Origin of the sequence: Kitasatospora sp. NPDC056783, from assembly GCF_042789895.1 — a bacterium.
Lineage (GTDB): Bacteria > Actinomycetota > Actinomycetes > Streptomycetales > Streptomycetaceae > Kitasatospora.
This window is the reverse complement of record NZ_JBHUAF010000013.1, coordinates 1-16,316: the sequence shown is the minus strand read 5'-3', so window position 1 is coordinate 16,316 and position 16,316 is coordinate 1. Positions and strand designations below refer to the sequence as shown.

Annotated in this window: 17 protein-coding genes; 9 read left to right on the top strand and 8 right to left on the bottom strand. The window is 71.9% G+C overall.

The window, feature by feature from the left end:
- Nucleotides 1-190 precede the first annotated feature (190 nt).
- Both ACFRMQ_RS04215 and ACFRMQ_RS04210 read right to left on the bottom strand, forming a co-directional pair.
- On the bottom strand, nt 191-382 hold the full coding sequence (locus ACFRMQ_RS04215) for a DNA glycosylase AlkZ-like family protein (protein WP_380726711.1): 192 nt from the start codon (nt 380-382) through the stop codon (nt 191-193).
- A gap of 73 nt (nt 383-455) precedes the next feature.
- Nucleotides 456-1,364 carry a LysR family transcriptional regulator gene (locus ACFRMQ_RS04210; RefSeq protein WP_380726709.1) on the bottom strand — a complete coding sequence of 303 codons (909 nt, stop codon included), beginning with the start codon at nt 1,362-1,364 and terminating at the stop codon, nt 456-458.
- 70 nt (nt 1,365-1,434) lie between these two features.
- On the opposite strand from ACFRMQ_RS04210, the gene ACFRMQ_RS04205 reads away from it, so the two are divergent.
- Together ACFRMQ_RS04205 and ACFRMQ_RS04200 are read left to right on the top strand one after the other, a co-directional pair.
- Nucleotides 1,435-2,373 (top strand): NAD-dependent epimerase/dehydratase family protein, encoded by a 939-nt coding sequence (locus ACFRMQ_RS04205; protein WP_380726707.1) that lies wholly within the window; start codon nt 1,435-1,437, stop codon nt 2,371-2,373.
- Between the two features lie 14 nt (nt 2,374-2,387).
- Nucleotides 2,388-3,272 (top strand): aldo/keto reductase, encoded by an 885-nt coding sequence (locus ACFRMQ_RS04200; RefSeq protein WP_380726705.1) that lies wholly within the window; start codon nt 2,388-2,390, stop codon nt 3,270-3,272.
- A 148-nt stretch (nt 3,273-3,420) separates the two neighbouring features.
- Here ACFRMQ_RS04200 and ACFRMQ_RS04195 read toward each other — a convergent pair whose 3' ends face one another.
- From ACFRMQ_RS04195 to ACFRMQ_RS04185, 3 genes are all read right to left on the bottom strand, one after another.
- Complete coding sequence (locus ACFRMQ_RS04195) at nt 3,421-4,470, bottom strand: trypsin-like serine peptidase (protein WP_380726703.1); 1,050 nt, start codon at nt 4,468-4,470, stop codon at nt 3,421-3,423.
- Between the two features lie 54 nt (nt 4,471-4,524).
- The gene (locus ACFRMQ_RS04190) at nt 4,525-5,619 is read right to left on the bottom strand and encodes a trypsin-like serine peptidase (RefSeq protein WP_380726701.1); all 1,095 of its coding nucleotides are present in this window, start codon (nt 5,617-5,619) and stop codon (nt 4,525-4,527) included.
- A 234-nt stretch (nt 5,620-5,853) separates the two neighbouring features.
- Entirely contained in the window at nt 5,854-6,531 is a 678-nt protein-coding gene (locus ACFRMQ_RS04185; RefSeq protein WP_380726699.1) for a TetR/AcrR family transcriptional regulator, read from the bottom strand.
- 119 nt (nt 6,532-6,650) lie between these two features.
- On the opposite strand from ACFRMQ_RS04185, the gene ACFRMQ_RS04180 reads away from it, so the two are divergent.
- The 3 genes from ACFRMQ_RS04180 to ACFRMQ_RS04170 all read left to right on the top strand — a co-directional run bounded on the left by ACFRMQ_RS04180 (nt 6,651) and on the right by ACFRMQ_RS04170 (nt 9,172).
- Complete coding sequence (locus ACFRMQ_RS04180) at nt 6,651-7,316, top strand: hypothetical protein (RefSeq protein ID WP_380726697.1); 666 nt, start codon at nt 6,651-6,653, stop codon at nt 7,314-7,316.
- Nucleotides 7,317-7,519: 203 nt separating this feature from the next.
- Nucleotides 7,520-8,278, top strand: coding sequence for an aquaporin (locus ACFRMQ_RS04175; RefSeq protein ID WP_380726695.1), 759 nt, complete (start codon nt 7,520-7,522; stop codon nt 8,276-8,278).
- Between the two features lie 210 nt (nt 8,279-8,488).
- Nucleotides 8,489-9,172 carry a DAPG hydrolase family protein gene (locus tag ACFRMQ_RS04170; RefSeq protein ID WP_380726693.1) on the top strand — a complete coding sequence of 228 codons (684 nt, stop codon included), beginning with the start codon at nt 8,489-8,491 and terminating at the stop codon, nt 9,170-9,172.
- A gap of 366 nt (nt 9,173-9,538) precedes the next feature.
- On the opposite strand, the gene ACFRMQ_RS04165 is transcribed toward ACFRMQ_RS04170, so the two are convergent.
- Nucleotides 9,539-10,132: a TetR/AcrR family transcriptional regulator gene (locus ACFRMQ_RS04165; protein ID WP_380726691.1), complete on the bottom strand. Its 594-nt coding sequence runs from the start codon at nt 10,130-10,132 to the stop codon at nt 9,539-9,541.
- Nucleotides 10,133-10,239: 107 nt separating this feature from the next.
- Here ACFRMQ_RS04165 and ACFRMQ_RS04160 point away from each other — a divergent pair, with 107 nt between their 5' ends.
- Nucleotides 10,240-11,991 carry an amidohydrolase gene (locus ACFRMQ_RS04160; RefSeq protein WP_380726689.1) on the top strand — a complete coding sequence of 584 codons (1,752 nt, stop codon included), beginning with the start codon at nt 10,240-10,242 and terminating at the stop codon, nt 11,989-11,991.
- Between the two features lie 315 nt (nt 11,992-12,306).
- Here the strand turns inward: ACFRMQ_RS04160 and ACFRMQ_RS04155 are convergent, their stop codons facing one another.
- Nucleotides 12,307-12,948, bottom strand: a complete 642-nt coding sequence (locus ACFRMQ_RS04155) for a TetR/AcrR family transcriptional regulator (RefSeq protein ID WP_380726687.1) — start codon at nt 12,946-12,948, stop codon at nt 12,307-12,309.
- A 117-nt stretch (nt 12,949-13,065) separates the two neighbouring features.
- Between ACFRMQ_RS04155 and ACFRMQ_RS04150 the strand changes: the two genes are divergently transcribed.
- Together ACFRMQ_RS04150 and ACFRMQ_RS04145 are read left to right on the top strand one after the other, a co-directional pair.
- Nucleotides 13,066-14,106 (top strand): medium chain dehydrogenase/reductase family protein, encoded by a 1,041-nt coding sequence (locus ACFRMQ_RS04150; RefSeq protein WP_380726685.1) that lies wholly within the window; start codon nt 13,066-13,068, stop codon nt 14,104-14,106.
- A 37-nt stretch (nt 14,107-14,143) separates the two neighbouring features.
- Nucleotides 14,144-14,548, top strand: coding sequence for a nuclear transport factor 2 family protein (locus ACFRMQ_RS04145; RefSeq protein ID WP_380726683.1), 405 nt, complete (start codon nt 14,144-14,146; stop codon nt 14,546-14,548).
- Between the two features lie 454 nt (nt 14,549-15,002).
- Here the strand turns inward: ACFRMQ_RS04145 and ACFRMQ_RS04140 are convergent, their stop codons facing one another.
- Complete coding sequence (locus ACFRMQ_RS04140; RefSeq protein ID WP_380726767.1) at nt 15,003-15,713, bottom strand: ATP-binding cassette domain-containing protein; 711 nt, start codon at nt 15,711-15,713, stop codon at nt 15,003-15,005.
- A 29-nt stretch (nt 15,714-15,742) separates the two neighbouring features.
- On the opposite strand from ACFRMQ_RS04140, the gene ACFRMQ_RS04135 reads away from it, so the two are divergent.
- On the top strand, nt 15,743-16,316 hold a 574-nt coding region (locus ACFRMQ_RS04135; RefSeq protein WP_380726765.1), incomplete at its 3' end, for a methyltransferase.

Genomic DNA, 16,316 nt, shown 5'->3' with positions numbered 1-16,316 from the left:
TCCGGTACCCGCGCATGATCGTCTCGGGGGTCTTCGACCGGTTCCCCGGCCTTCAGGTGATCGCCGGACACCGGGGCGAAGTCGTGCTGTTCCACCTCGACCACACCGGCTTCTTCGCCGAGGCGGGCGGCCTGCGGCAGCCCCTGGCGGACTCTTCACGCGGACACCGGTCACCGCAACCGGGAACGCCTCACCGCCCGCGCCGAGCGCCCGTCCCCGTGAACCGCCGACGGACGGCGTGCCCGGCGCAGGCATCGGCGAGCGCGTCGGTGGCGGTGACGAGGTGGACGGTGCGGCGCATGAGGTGGGTGCGAACGACCTGGCGGCCACTGACCAGGTCGTCCAGGTCGGCGGGGGGGCGAACGCCCTGAGGCGCGACCACGGACCGGTGAACGGTTCCTGCGGGGCTTGGGCCCTCGACGCCGGCCGCGGACGCCAGGCCTCCCGGCACGGGATCAATGCCCGTCATGCCGCTTCGCCTGCTCGCGGAGCAGGCGGATGAGCGTCATGACGTGGGGCCGGTCACGGCCGCTGACCGTGGCGACGCCGATGTGCCGGATCGGGCCCGGCGACGTGATCGGGACGGTGCTCAGGCCCGGGATGTCGGGGGAGAGCGCGACGGAGGGGATCAGGGAGATCCCCATGCCCGCGGCGACGAGGGAGCGGGCGAAGAAGTAGTCGGTGGTGGTCCCCCGGATCTCCGGATCGAAGCCGGCGTGCTCGGCGTAGCGGCGCAGGTACGCCTCGGTCTTCAGACAGCCGAGCACCCAGGGTTCGGCTGCCAGCTCGGTCAGGTCGAGCGCGTCGCGGCTCTCCAGCCGATGCCCCCGCGGCAGGACGACGTGCAGGGGGTCCTCCAGGAGTGGAGTCCACTCCAGGCCGGAGATCGGGCCCGGTCCGACGGGGAGCGGACCGTCGAAGTGGTAGGCGAGGGCGAGGTCCACGGCGCCCTGCCGGACGAGGGGAAGGGTGTCCTCCGGTTCGCCTTCCCTGACGTGGAGCACGATGCGGGGATGCGCTGCCATGAGCCGGGTGAGAGCCGGCGGCAGCACGAGCCTGCCGCCGCTGGTGAAGGTGGCGACGGTGAGCTGGGTGCGGCCGGTGCTGAGCTCGGCGATCCGCTGTTGTGCGTGTTCGAGCTCTGCGGCGACGGATTCGGCGGCGCCGACCATGATCCGGCCGGCCGGTGTGAGGGAGACGCCTCGGGTGCTGCGCGCGACGACCTGGGCACCGAGGCTTCGCTCCAGGGCGGCCACCTGCTGGGAGACGGCCGAGGGGGTGAGGCGGAGAACCGCGGCCGCCCGGTTGAAGCTGCCGTGCTCCGCCACTGCCCGCAGGACCCGGAGCCGCTGCACATCGATCAACAGTTTTCCTTAACACGCATCAAGCAAGCCGGGACTTCTGCTGATGACGATAGGTCTCCAGGATGGGGCCATGCAAAGGATCTGCGTCATCGGCGGAAGCCGGTACTTCGGAAAGCTCCTGGTGGAGCGCCTGCGGGCGGCCGGCCATCAGGTCACCGTGATCAACCGCGGCTCCACCCCGCCGCCCACCGGCGTCGAGCACCTCATCGTCGACCGCGACGACGAGGCCGCCCTGACAGCCGCACTCGACGCGCGCACCTTCGACGTCGTGGTGGACCAGGTCTGCTACACCCCGGTACAGGCCGCCATCGCCGCCCGCGCCTTCTCCGGCCGCACCCGACGCTACGTCATGACCTCCACCATCGAGGTCTACGACCCCGCGACCGCCGCCTTGCCGACCGTGCCCCCGGGGACGCCCGTGCCCGAGGAGAACGTGGACCCGGCCGGCTGGCAGGTGGCCATGGACCTGCCCTGGCACGACGACGCCTACCTGGAGACGCACTACGCCGAGGGCAAGCGGCAGGCCGAGGCCGTCCTCGCCCACGCCGGCGACCTCGCCTTCGCCAGTGTGCGCAGCGCCCATGTGCTCGGCGGCGGCGCGCTGGAGTTCACCGGCAGGCTGGCGCACTACGCCGAGCACATCGTCCGGGGCGAAGAGATCACCGTGCACGCGAAGGCGCTGCCCACCGTCTTCATCCACTACGAGGAGCTGGCGGACCTGCTGTCGTGGGCGACCACCGCCGACTTCACCGGCCCGGTCAACGCCTGCTCCGACGGCCCGCTCGATGTGCACGGCCTCGCCGAGGCCTTCGCCGCGCGGGCCCGCCGGGAGGCCGTCTACCGAACCGTTTCGGCGGGCGAGGAGGCTTCACCGTTCTCCTTCGACCGCCACTACGCCATGAGCAACGCCCGGGCGAAGGCGCTGGGCTTCTCCTTCTCCCGCACCACCGACTGGCTGCCGGACGCCGTCGCCGAAGCCCTCGCCGTGTCCGCCGCTCCGACCGCTTGAGGAAGAAGGCCACCATGCAGTACCGGACCATCGCCGGCACCGCGGTCAGCGCCATCGGCCTGGGGGCCATGCCGCTGTCCATCGAACACCGCCCGGACGAGGCGCGGGCCATCGCCACCGTCCACGCCGCCCTCGACGCCGGCGTCACGCTCATCGACACCGCCGACAGCTACCACTGGCACGCCGGAGAGGCGGGCCACAACGAGCTGCTGATCGCCCGCGCCCTGGCCCGCTACGGCAGCGACACCTCCCGCGTCCTGGTGGCCACCAAGGGCGGTCGCGGCCGCCCCGGCGACGGAAGCTGGACCGTCGACGCCACCCCTGCCCACCTCAAGCGGGCCGCTGAGGCCTCCGTCAGGCGCCTGGGCGTCGACGCGCTCGGCCTCTACCAGCTGCACAAGCCGGACCCGACCGTGCCCTGGGCGGAATCCGTCGGCGCGCTGCGCGAGCTTCTCGACGCCGGCACCATCCGCGCCGCCGGCATCTCCAACGTCACCACCGCCCAGATCCGCCAGGCACACCGGATCCTCGGGCACGGGCTCGTCTCCGTGCAGAACCGGTACTCGCCCGCCGTCCGCGACAGTGAGCCCGAGCTGCGACTGAGTGAACGATTGGGGCTGGCCTTCCTGCCCTGGAGCCCACTCGGCGGAATCTCCCGCAGCTCCCTCGACGGCCCCTCCGGCGCCACCTCCCTCGGCACGGCCTTCCACCGCATCGCCACCGAACGCGGCGTCAGCCCCCAGCAGATCGCCCTGGCCTGGCTGCTCGCCCGCTCCCCGGCGGTGATCCCGGTACCGGGATCCAGTCGCCCGGCTTCCATCGCCGACTCCGCCCGGGCTGCGGAACTCACCCTGGACGCGCGGGAGTTGTCGGAACTGGAGGACGTTCTGCCGGGCTGAGCCGGGCCACGGGGCGCCTGCGGCGCCCCGGTCCACGTCCGGTTGACGGCTCTCCCGATCACCCGGGCGCACAACCCCTGATCGCCACCGCCTGTGCGGCCGGCCACCGAGGTCACCGATGGCCGGCCGCACAGGGCCGGACGAGAAGTCAGGCCGCGCGGCCCTGCGCCCAGGCGTAGAGGCGGTGTGCGCTGTCGCCGAGGCGCGTGGCGTAGAGCGTGTCGGCCGGGCCGCCCGCGAGGTCCTCACTGGTGGTGGTGACGCCGACGACGGTGCCGGTGCCGGTCCGGGTGTCGAACTGTGCCAGGTGGGGCCCGCCGCTCGCCCCGTGCGACATGTCGCAGGACTCACCCCACAGAAGAGGGGCCTGGGGTCCGGGCCGGGCCGGTCCGGCGCAATGGATCATGCGTGACCCGGCGTACTTGGCGTCGGGGTTGTTGAGCCGGTCCTTCGGGTACCCGAAGGTGTGGACGAACTCGTCCTCGGCGGGCATGGTGAACGCGATCCGCTGGCTTCCCGTGACGTCCGCGATCCGTCGGCCCTCGGCCGAAGGGTTCACCACGAGGATCCCCGTGTCGTAGCCGGCGACGGCGACATCGGCCGAGGTCGTCCTGCCCGGATCGGCGTCCCAGCGGGAGGAGGTGGCCGCCTCCTTGACGCTGAAGCCGCCGAGCGGCTTCGTGCCGTTGCGGTAGCCGGGCACGAAGTAGAGATTGTGGTTCCACGTCGCGTCGGTGGCGGCGGCTCCGACGCCCCTCAGACAGTGCGCCGCCGTGATGGCGGTGCTGCGGTTCGCACTGGTGACGACCGTTGCGGTGCAACTGCCGTCGTAGCCGTCGGAGAAGGTGAAGAAGAGCCGGCCGACGCTCCTGTTCACCGCTCCGCCGTGCGTCCAGGTGGCTCCGGGATCCGGTGTGTTCGCGGGAAGCGGCCGCGGATCATCAGGCGTGTTGTCGTCCTCGGGCACGGGGGTGATCTCGGGGACCATGGCGCCCGCCAGCTTCATCCGCTCGGGGGTCCAGTAGGCGTCGATCCGGCTGCGCTCCTGTTCGGTCGTGGCGCCGGAGTGCGTGGTGACGGATTCCCGTTCCGCGGCGAAGGCCGTGTTCGGCGGCAGCACGGCCGCCGTGGTCGCGCTCAGCAGGAGGACTCCCGCGGCGGCGAAGGTTCGGGGGAACGCTCGGTGTGTGGTGGACATCGTCGCCGATCTCGGTTGGGTGCGGTTTGTTTCGAGCACGGCTCGGCCGACGCTTCAGGAGCGTTCGGCGGCCTTGTACAGCGGCTTCGTGATCGCGGAGGTGAACTGCGGGCCGACCGGGTACCGGGTGCAGGCGGCGTCGCCGCGGGCGCAGACTCGGCCCGAGGAGTCGAAGAAGGCCCCCTGGGTGTTGTCACCCACCACCGTGCCGATCCCGGAGAACGGGTCGAAGTCGGCGACGCGGGGACCGCCACTGGAGCCGCCGCCCATCACGCAGGGGGCGCCCCACTCACCCCGGGGCTCCGGGTGCTCGGCGGTGCCGGGGTACTCGCGGGTCCGCCCCACGCAGTGGGCGAGCCTGGCCCCGGTGTACTCGGGCAGTCCCGCGCGGGTGGGATCGCCCGAGGCCTCGCGCGGATAGCCGAACTCGTGGACCGGGGCGCTGCCCGGCCGGTCGAAGCCGATGCGCTGTGCGGCGCCGACCGCGTCCTGCACGCGTTCGCCCGCGGCGTTGGTGTTCAGGACCAGGAACGCCTGGTCGTACGCGTCGTACTTCAGGGCGTTCTGCTCGTCGTTGAGGAGCCAGGTCGCGTCGGCGACCCCGGCGCGGGCGACGAACCTGCCGTACGGCGCGAGACCGTCGCGGTAACCCGGGACGAACATCTCGTTCGACAGCCACTCGTCGTTCTCACCGAGGAGGTCAGGGCTGTTGACGCAGTGCCCCGCCGTGACGACGGTGCTGCGGTTGGCGCTGTTCACGACGGTCGCGGTGCAGCTCTCGTCCTCCCCGTGATTGGTGAAGAAGAGTCTGCCCACCGTCCTGCCGAGGGCGTCGACGCCGGTCCACGGAGCGCCGTCGGGAGCGGCCTTGGGCGGATTGCCGGACGACGGCGTCGTCAGGGCGGCCATCCGCTCGGGGGTCCAGTGGTCCAGGACGGCCTGCTGCTGCGCGGCCGTGACCGCCTCCGGATGGACGACCACCCGGCTCGTGGCGGCCGCCCCGTCCTGCGCGGCGGGCCCGGCGGCCGCTGCGGGCGCGGCCAGCGCCGTGCCCGCCGCCAACACGGCTGTCGTCAGGACGATCCGGGTGCGCGCTCGGCTACGGATCCTGTCGCGGTGACCGTCGATCCGGCCAGGTGTTTGTGACATGCACGGCACCGTAGAAGCGGGATGTCAGGTTCTCGTCTGGGGGGAGTCTCATCCGTTCATCGGTACCGGCAGATTCCGGTAACGGCGTTTCATCCTTGTATCGATGACGGCCGCGCCCTCCCGGACCGGCGCCGGCGCGTTCGCCGGGCGCCCGCTGTCACCGTGTCGCCACGGTCCCGCGAGGTGGGAGCGCCGGCTGTCCGGGCCGCACAGCGGGGCGGCCGACGACATCACCTACCCGCCCGTGGGCCCCCGGTCGGCGGACGGGCGGTCGACCGACGGGCGGTCGGCGGCGGCGACGAGGTCGGCGAAGCCCAGGGGAGTGCCCGGCGTGGGGCCTGTCGCGGACGCGGTCGCCGGTGCCGTGTCGAGGCCGTCGAGGGCCAGGTCGAGGTGGCGGTGCAGGAGGTCGCCGTCGGCGTCGAGGCGGGCCAGTCCGCCGGGCAGGGGGCGGGAGAGGCGGATCGAGAGCAGGACGAGGTCGCCCATGCCCACGTCGTGGCGCAGCCGGCCCGAACGGTGCGCGGCGTCGACCAGGGCCTGGACGGTGTTCACGGTCCTGGTGCGGACGCGGACGAGTTCCTCGTCGACGACGAGGCCTTCGAGCAGGACGGGGATGACCGCTCCCATCCGCAGGTCCGCGGCGCCGCGGACGAACCGGCGCAGGGCCTCGAAGGGGTCGCCGTCCTCCGCGGCGGCCGCCTCGGCCACGCCCTCCAGGCGGGTGAGCAGGTCGCCGGTGAGGTCCCGGACGAGTGCTTCGCGGTCGGGGTAGCGCCGGTAGAGCGTGCCGGGCCCGATTCCGGCCCGGCGCACGATCAGGTCCAGCGGCGCGTCGAGCCCGTGCGTCAGGAAGACGTCCCGGGCCGCGTCGAGGATCCGCCGCCTGCTGCGTGCCGCGTCCGCCCGCATGATGTGCCGCCTTCCGTCGCCCCACTGAACCGGAGAATTCCTCTCCGCCTATGTTATCGTCCTAGAAGCGGAGAAAAATTCTCCGCTTAAGGGTTCCATCCCCTCGAAAGGAGCACGCCATGAACGGCGCGCTGACCGTCCGGACTGTGATCGACGGCACGGAGTACACCCGGGACGACATCCGCCAGTGGGAGCTGGACCGCGCCCGGAACGCGCTCACCCTGCTCAAGAACCGGATCGGCGACGAGTCGATGCGGGAACTGCTCGCCCAGGACCTCCGGACGGCGGACGAGATCATGGCCCCGCTGCCGGACGCCTCGGGCGGCGCCTGGAAGTCCGCCGTGACCGAGATGGAGATCGACGGGATCACCGCCGAGGAGTTCCTGACCTGGTGGCAGGGCCGGCTCGCGAGCGCCGACCGGCAGGCGCTGCTCGCGGCCAACCCGGAGCACTACCTCGCCGACTCCGCCGACGGCGTGGTCGAGATCATCGAAACCATCGGCTCCGGACCGCTGCGCTTCTTCCTCACCTTCCACGACGGCGTCGCGATCGAGGACGAGGGCCACGAGACCTACCCCGTGCGGATCGGCGGCACCGGCCGGCTCACGGACGGCACCGAGATCTGCCGCGTCATGCACGAGTTCGGCGACGGCCCCCGCGGCCTGCGCATCCACCTGACGATCCAGTTCCCCGCGAGCGCCCCCGAGCACGTCTTCACCGGCCACAAGTGGCACTTCGCCTGCGAGTTCCTCAACTGGCTGGAGGCCGCGCACACCGCTCGGTGACGACGCCCGAACGACGGCGGGGAGCCCTCGCGCCGCCGGGTTCCCCACCCCGCAGTCCCGGCGGCGCGCACCCCACACCATCGAGGTCGCCCCTCATGCGGACCAGAAAACCGCCCCCGAATCCGGACCCGCTCCCCTCCGCTCCGCCCCTCCCGAAGCCCTCACCGGCCTCTCCCCCGCTACGGCCCGCCCTCACCGGCCGAGTGCCCGCAGCCCGCCCGGCCCGGCACACCCTGCGCCGCGCCGCACACGAGTTCGGCCTCACCGCGCTGCTGCTCTTCCTCGTCGTCACCGCGATGCGATGGCTGCTCTCGCCCGACTCCCCCATGGCGATCGGGAACCCGGACCTCGCCCCGGTCGTACTCGGCGCGCTCGTCGGCGCGCTGCTGACCGCGCTCATCCTGTCGCCTTCCGGGCGGTACTCCGGCGGGCACCTGAACCCCGCCATCACCGTGGCCCTGTGGCTCCTCCGGGCCTTTCCCGGGCGGGCCGTCCTCCCCTACATCGTCGCCCAGGCGGCCGGATCGCTGGCCGGCACAGCGCTCGGAGGCCTCGCCTGGGGGGCCGCGGCCCGCCACGCCCCCATCGCGTACTCGGCCGTGGCGCCCGCGCCGACCTGGAACGCCGCCGCGGTGCTCGCCGCGGAGGCCGGAGCCATCGTCGTCGTGACACTCATGCTCGGCGCCTTCCTGCGCTGTCCGTCCTCCCTGCCGTTGCTGCCGTACGCGGTGGGCCTGGCCACCGCCCTCATCATCGCGTCGCTGGGCCCCCGCAGCGGCGGATCCGCCAACCCCGCACGGCAGTTCGGCCCGGCGCTGCTGTCCGGGAACACCACCCATCTGTGGATCTACCTGCTCGCCCCGATGATCGGCGCCTTCATCGGCGGGGGCATCTGGCACATGCTCGCCTCACCCGCCCGCCGGGCACGGACCCGACCCGCCCCCGACACGGACGCCGACTGATCAGCCCTCGCCCCCGTGCGGTACGCCGGCCGGCAGTGCTCGGCCTGCTGGCCATCGTGGCGGCCGAGAGCGCGGCGCGCGCCCTGCTCACGCGGACGCGCTCCGCACACACCCGGCCGAAGCCCCACCCCGGTCCTGACCACGCGGGACGCCGGCCGCACCGGCCGCCGCACCCGACCCCGCGATGACACACCGAAAGTGAGAACAGAAATGCCATTCACAGGCCTTGACGCCCTGCTCGACCCGACTCCGCTGCCGTTGGAGACCGGCTTCGAGCGAGATGCCGACGGAGTCCTCCACATCGCCTGCCGGACCGACCTGCACGGCGTCAGCGGCGAGATGTTCGAGTGGTGGTTCCGTTCCCGGCCCCTCACCCAGCAGTACATCTGGTGGCACCCGATCGACCACGTCGCCAGCGACTGGGCCGAAGGGGTCGAAGGAGAACTGCCCGGCTCGATCCACCTCGCCGAGGAACGCTTCGGACATCTGCCCGCACAGCAGATCGCCATCCAGTTCCGCGACCCGGAAGAGTTCTTCACTCCCCTCGCCTATCGGCAGGCACGCAGCGAGGGCCGGCTCACCGGCGCGGTCTGCGGCCGCATCGGCATGGGCTTCGACGCCGAACGCGACGAGGACGGACGGGTCCTGGGCAACCGGCTCATGCACCTGTGCCGCGACACGCCCTGGGGCAGCGCTCTGCGCAGCAACTTCTACTTCGGCGTGGACCTCGTCGGCAAACTGACGCCACAGCAGATGGCCGAGACCTTCACGGACGAGTTCGGCCGCGAAGTGCTGAGGCACTGCTACAACGAGTTCACCTTCCTGTCGCGGTTCCTGCCCTCCCTCTACACGGGCGAGCAGCGGGACACCATCGCGGTCCCCGAACCCTGGTGACCCTCCCCCCGGGACTCCGCACCTGGTGCGCCGCTCGTCAAGGGCGCCCCTGAGTACCGGCACGGCGAAGGGGCGTCGAAGCCATGGGAGCCGACTTCGACGCCCCTTCGTCGGCTGTAGCCGCGGAGCGGGGCGCACTCCGTGCCGATGCCGGACGCGGAGACCGCCCGGGCGCGGCAGGCACTGTGGGACCACGCAAGGTGACAGTCGAGACGGACTCCACGACGCCGGCCCGCCCTCACTATCACCGAACAGCTCCCGCACACCTTGGCCCGACAGGCCTGCGCCCTTTCCTCGACGGCCCCTCCCCCAGCCCCCGGCACACACCTCGCCGGTCCCGCGCCGGAGCCGCGGCTGCCCCCGTCCTCAGCCCTCCGGGAAGAACCGCGCGACGGCCGGTCGCAGCCGGGCGGTTTCGAAGTCATCGGTGGGAAGGGCGAGTTGTTCCAGGAGCAGGCCGTTGATGACGGTCAGCAGGTCCGCGGCGTCGGCCTCGGGGTCCGCGGATCCGGCCCCGCGCAGTTCGCCGGCGAAGGCCGACCGCTGGGCGACTCCCCACTCGTCGAGGGTGGGCCGCAGCTGGGGGCGGCGGGCGACTTCGAGGAAGAACTCGTACCGGGCGATGCCGGAGTCCCGGTCACGGGCCAGGGAGCCGGTCACGTACCGCACGATGCGGGTGATCCGCTGCGGAACGTCGACGTCCGGCACCTGGTGGAACAGTTCTCGCACTTCCTCGACCTGTCGGGTGGCCAGACGTCGCAGGGCTTCGTCGAGCAACTGGTCGAGGGTGCCGAAGTAGTAGCGGGCGATGCCGTGGGTGGTGCCGGCCTCCGCCGCGATGGCCCGGTGGGTCAGGGCGCGCGCGCCTTCCCGCGCCAGCAGCCGGGTCGCAGCGTCCAGGAGGGATTCGCGACGGGCGATCCCCCGGTCCATCTGGGGCTCTCGCATGGGCGTTGTCACGGAACTGATCGTACCGGCGTGATCGGCACAAGATTTTCTCCATATGGAGAAATTCCCTGTTACGGTGTGCCGCATCAGGCACCACCGTCGAACCGCGGAGGGAAGCTGTGACCAACACGATCATCACCGGTGGACGGGTGCGCGCACTCGATCCGAGCGCACCCGAGGCCGAGGCCGAGGCGCTGGTGCTGTCCGGCGGGCGGGTGCTCGCCGTGGGGGACCGGGACGCGATGGTGCGAGCGGCGGGGCCCGACGCCCACCACATCGATGCCGGGGGCGGCGTGATCATGCCCGGCCTGATCGACACCCACCCGCACGTCGCGCACTTCGGGATGCTCGCGGGCGGGCTCGTCGACCTCACCGACGCCGTCGACCACGCGGACATCGTGGCGCGCATCCGGGCCAAGGCCGCGACCACGCCGGCCGGGGAATGGATCATGTGCACCCCGGTCGGCGAGCCGCACTACTTCATCCGCCGCTCGGAACGGGACCTGGCCGAACGGCGGCTGCCCGACCGGTGGACCCTCGACTCGGCGACCGACCTCCACCCGGTGCTGATCCAGGCGTGGGCGCCGCGCATGCCCAACGTGGTCGCCTTCAACAGCGCGGGCCTGCGCGCCGTCGGGCTCACCGCCTTCATCCCCGACCGGGTCTGCGACGTCGAGATCGACAAGAACGAATCCGGCGACCTCACCGGAATCCTGCGCGGACCCGTCACCAACTACTACACCTACGACCCCTTCTGGGGCCAGATCCTCACCAAGCTGCCGAAGCTCAGCATGGCGAACGCCGTCGCCGGCACCACCGCGGAGCTGGCGCGCTACACGGCGCAGGGCGTGACCACCGTGTACGAGGGCCACGCGATGGAACCGGAACACATCGGGCTCTACCGGCATCTGCGCGCGACCGGCGCCCTGCCCCTTCGCGTACTGGCGACGCTGGACGTCGAGTCGGTCATCTTCTACCCGTTCGACCCCCTGTCGCACGACGAATTCGCCGCCCGCCTCGAACAGTTCGCCGCCCAGGCCTCGGACGGCAACGACGACATGCTGCGCGTCAACGGACTCACCATCAGCCCCGGCGGCCCCTGCTTCTCCGGCCACTTCGCGACCTACGAGCCCTACCAGGACCCCTTCGGCCGCCCCACCCGAGGCCATCGGTTCGTCTCCCTGGAGAAGGAGGAGACCTTCGTCAGGTTCTGCGCCGCCCACGGCATCCGGGCCAACGTGTGCGTCGGCTCCCAGCGCGAGCACGACGACTTCCTCGACATCGCCGAACGCGCTGTCCGGGAACACGACTTCCGCGACCGGCGCTGGATCCTCCAGCACGCCATCACCATCACACCGCGACAGGCCCGCCGCTACGCCGACCTCGGCTTCCAGGTCACCACCAGCGCCGGATTCGCCTGGGGCAAGGGCACGATGTACGGCGAGCGCATGGGCACCCACGTCTGGCGCGACCTCGAACCGCTGCGCCGTCTCCTCGACACCGGGCTCGACCTCGCGGGCGGCTCCGACTGGGGCCCGAAGAACCCGTGGGAGCAGATCGAACTGGCGCAGACCCACCGCTTCGCGGGCAGCGACCACCGCAACGACGGCCCGGACCAGAAGGTCACGCGCACCGAGGCGCTGCGCATGTGGACGACGGGGGCGGCGAAGGTGCTCGGCTGGTCCGGGATCGGCTCGCTCACGCCGGGGAACCACGCGGACCTGGTGATCGTGGACCGCGATCCGGTGACCTGCCCGGAGGACGACCTCGCCGGTACCAAGGTGCTGCGCACGCTGGTGGGCGGAAGGACCGTCCACGACAGCGGCGACCTGCGGACCGCCGGCGACGAGCCGGCACCGAACGGGGCGTGACCGTGGACGAGAGGGTCCGACCGCGTAGCGCCCGATCGCCGGGCGCAGCCGGATAGCGCCCGATCGCCGGGCTCGGGAACGGCCGGCTGCTCCAGGACGAGGCCGTCGAGCAGGGCCGGCGGGTGCGCGGCGTCGCCTTCCGGGCCGTCGGCCCTGCGCCGGACGCACCTCCCGACGAACGCCGGCATCCCGCTGCTGGGCGCCCACTTCCCCCAGCCGGTCTTCGGCGCGGTCCGGGTGAACGGCGGACGCTTGCGTCCGCATGCCGGGCCGGGCACCGAGACGGCGCCCGCTGCGGCCTGGCCGCCCCCGCGGCTACACGTCGTCGAGGTGGGCGAGCGTGGTGATGAGACGTTCGGCGATGTCCGCCGGCCACGGGAAGGCGACGGTCACCAGCCGCTGGTGGGCGAGCCCGTGCAGGCCGAGCCACAGGGCGACGGCGTCGGCGGCCGGGTCGTCGCTGGTCGCGCGGCCCGCGCGGACGCAGTCGTCGAGGGCGTCGGCGAACAGGGTCAGGCTCTCCCCGCCCAACGAGGAAACGTCGTCCTCGGTCACCGAGCTGGTGCCCAGGTCGGGCATCCAGACCCCGCCGAACATGGTGCGGTAGCGGCCGGGGTTCTGGTCGGCGAAATCCAGGTAGGCGTTGCAGAGGGCGACCAGCCGCCCTCTGGCGTCACTGCCCGCGGCGTCCAGGGCGCTGCGCAACTCGGTCTCGAGCATGGCGAAGGCCTGTTGCACCACGGCCAGCATGATGCTCGGCTGGTCGGGAAAGTGGCGGTAGATCGAGGGGGCGGCCACTCCTACTCGGCGGGCGATGGATCGCAGGGTGACGCTGCTCTGGTCGCCGCTCTCATCGAGGAGCTCGGTCGCCGCGGCCAGGACGTCCTCGCGCAGGCGGCCCCCCTCCCCGCGGGGGTTACGAGAGCGGGCGGGCCTCGCTGAGGCGGGTGTGGACATGTCTTCTCCCGGGTCGTCGTCTTACGTAGGAAAACTTACAGCCGTTCACCTTGCAGGCCCAAGACTTACATGCGTAAGCTTACGAGCGTCAGGGAAGTTCCGGACCAGGAGCCCATCGTGCTTGCCAGCCCCTTCACCACCACCGCTACCGAGATCGTCCTGCCCGGGAAGGTCGAGCCGAGCGGCCTCGAAGTCCGGGTCCGGGAACTTCCCACGCCGGCCGAGGGAGAGGTCGTCCTGCGAATGGACGCGACGGGCGTGTCCTTCGCCGAACAGCAGATGCGCCGCGGCAAGTACTACGACCAGCCGCCCTTCCCCTTCGTCCCCGGATACGACGTGGTCGGCACGGTCACCGCCGCCGGCTCGCAGGCCGATGCCGACCTGATCGGGCGGCGCTTCGCCGCGGTCACCAAGGTCGGAGGCTGGGCCAGTCACCTGCTGGTCGCCGCCGCGGACCTCGTTCCCGTGCCGGACGAAGTGGACGCCGTCTCCGCGGAAACCGTGGTGGTCAACGGCATCACCGCCTGGCAGATGCTGCACCGGATCGCCAAGGTCCGCAGCGGCGCGACGATCGTGGTCCTGGGCGCCAACGGCGGCGTCGGTTCCACCCTCGTGCAACTGGCCAGGCACGCGGGCATCGACGTGATCGGGACGGCCTCGGACCGTCACCACCCGCTCGTGCGCGATCTGGGCGCCGTCCCGGTCGACTACCGCGACCCGGACATGTACCAGCGCATCCGAGAGATCGCGCCCCACGGCGTCGACGCGGTGTTCGACCACGTCGGCGGGCCCGGCCTGACGGAGTCGTGGGGACTGCTGCTCCGGGGCGGGACCCTGGTGTCCTACGGCACGGCGGCCACGAAGAACGAGGAGGGCAACTCCCGACTGCCCGTGCTGCGGTCGGTCGCCCAGCTGGCCTTGTGGAACCACCTGCCCAACGGCAGGAGCGCGCACTTCTACAACTTCTGGGCCGGCAAGCGACGCCTCGAAGCCTTCCGCGGCCGGCTGCGCGAGGACCTCACCCAGGTACTGAGGCTGCTGGCCGACGGGGCGCTCACCCCGCAGATCGCCGCCCGGTTCCCGCTGACCGAGGCAAGCGCGGCGCTGGCGCTCGCCGAATCCCGCACGGTCGCCGGCAAGGTCGTCCTCACCTCCTGAACCCCTGTCACCGAACCACCTGTTGAAAGGCACTGCCATGAACCTCGACCGGATCGTCGCCGCCTGGGCCACCGCCTGGAACGGCACCGACCCGACCGCCCTGGGCGCCCTGTTCACCCCGAACGCCACCTACACCGACCAGGGAATCGGCGTCACCATGACCGGCCGCGACCAGATCTCCGGCTGGAAGGCCCGCACCGACGCCGGGATCGAGAACGTGCGGGTCACCGTGAACCACGCCTCGCACTGTGGCGCTCGCATCACCATCGAGGGCGTCTACGCCGGCCACATCAAGGGCGCACCCACCCCGTTCGCCGTCCCGCTGGCCACTCTGCTCGACCTGGAGAACGGTGAGATCGCCCGCGACCAGGACTTCTACAGCCTGAACGCCGTCTTCGCCCAGTCCGGCCTGCCCGCCGACTGGACCCCCAGCGCCGGCTGACCACCGCGCCGGCCCCAGGGCAGTCCGTGACAACCCCGACGGCGCCGAGGCCCCGAGCCGCACGCTCGGCGCACCGGCGCCGTTGGCGTCACCGAGACTCGGTGACCGGCTCCCCGGACCCGCACTTCGGTGGATCCGGGACGCAGTGACCAGGGAGTGGAGGAACGTGTGTCCAAGGTTTTCAGGAAGTCGTTCGAGGTGCGCTGGGCGTCTCGAACCGGCACGCCGCAGGCGGCACATCTCGACCAGCAGCCCCGTCTTGCTGCCGGTCAGCCGCCGGGCCGAAAGCAGGCCGCGCAGCAGCAGATACCCGTCCTGGCGCATCCTGCGCCGCAGTTCGGGGGCGGCGCCGGGGTCCCGCCGCGAGGCGGTCAGTTCCCGTTGGAAATCCTCGATCACGTTCGGTTCCTCCTCGGTGCGGGTGATGGCGTGGGGCCGTCGGCCGCCGTCCCGGTCAGCGGTAGCCCTCGGCCTGGATGGTGAAGAGCCGGGCGTAGCCGCCGCCCCGCGCCAGCAGTTGTTCGTGGCTGCCCTGCTCGGTGATCCGGCCGTCGGCCAGGACGACGATCCGGTCGGCCATCCGGACGGTGGAGAAGCGGTGCGAGACCAGCACGGTGATCGCCCCGGTCTGCGCGCCGATCCGCCAGGCCTCGTCGAACCGGGCGAAGAGCGCGTGCTCGGAGGCGGCGTCCAGGCTCGCGCTCGGCTCGTCGAGCACGAGCAGGACGGGAGCGGGCCGCATCGACGCGCGGGCCAGTGCGAGGCGTTGCCACTGGCCCAGTGACAGGTCGGTGCCCCCGGTCCAGCGGCGGCCGAGCTGGGTGTCCAGACCGGCGGGCAGGGCGCGCGGCACGGCCGCGGCATCGGCGCGTTCCAGCGCGCCGTGCAGCCGCCGCTCATCCGCCATTGCCGGCAGCGAGCCCACCCCGACCGTCTCCCGGACGAGCAGCTCGAACCGGGCGAAGTCCTGGAAGCAGGCCGAGAGTTGCTCGCGCCAGGTGGCCGGCGGCACGGATCGCAGGTCGGTGCCGTCCACCGTGATGGTGCCGCTGTCCGGTTCGTGCAGTCGGCAGAGGAGCTTCACCAGGGTGGTCTTGCCGGCGCCGTTCTCGCCGACCAGGGCCACCGTGCTGCCCGGTTCCAGGGTGAGGTCGACGCCCCGCAGGGCGTCCCGGTCCGCTCCCGGGTAGCGGAATCCGACCTGGTGCAGCCTTCGAGGCGCACATCGTCTACGAGGCCCAGGCCGACTTCACCGAATCCCTCCGGCACAACACCAACATCGGGCTGCGCCGGATCCGCGGCGTCGGCCGCGACCTGTACCACCGGTTCGCCGAGAACCCGGAACTCGAACGCGTCTTCTACCGCTACATGCGGGCCTGGTCGGAACTGTCCAACCCCCTCCTGCTGGCCCACAAGGGGTTCGCCGACGCCAGGACGGTCCTCGACGTGGGCGGCGGCGACGCGGTCAACGCCATCGCGCTGGCCCGCGCCCACCCCTACCTGGAGATCACCATCCTGGAGATCCCCGCCACCGCACCCCTCGCCTGCCGCCGGATCGAGGAGAGCGGACTCGCCGACCGGATCACCGTTCACGAGGGCGACATGTTCCAGGACCCCTTCCCGGCAGCGGACCGCGTGCTGTTCGCCCACCAGATGGTCATCTGGGAACCCCACGAGAACCTCGCCCTGCCCCACCCCGGCGGACGTCGCCCTGCTCCCCTGCGACTGACCGTCACCTCGCAGGACCGTCCCCGGCCACGGCCTGGGC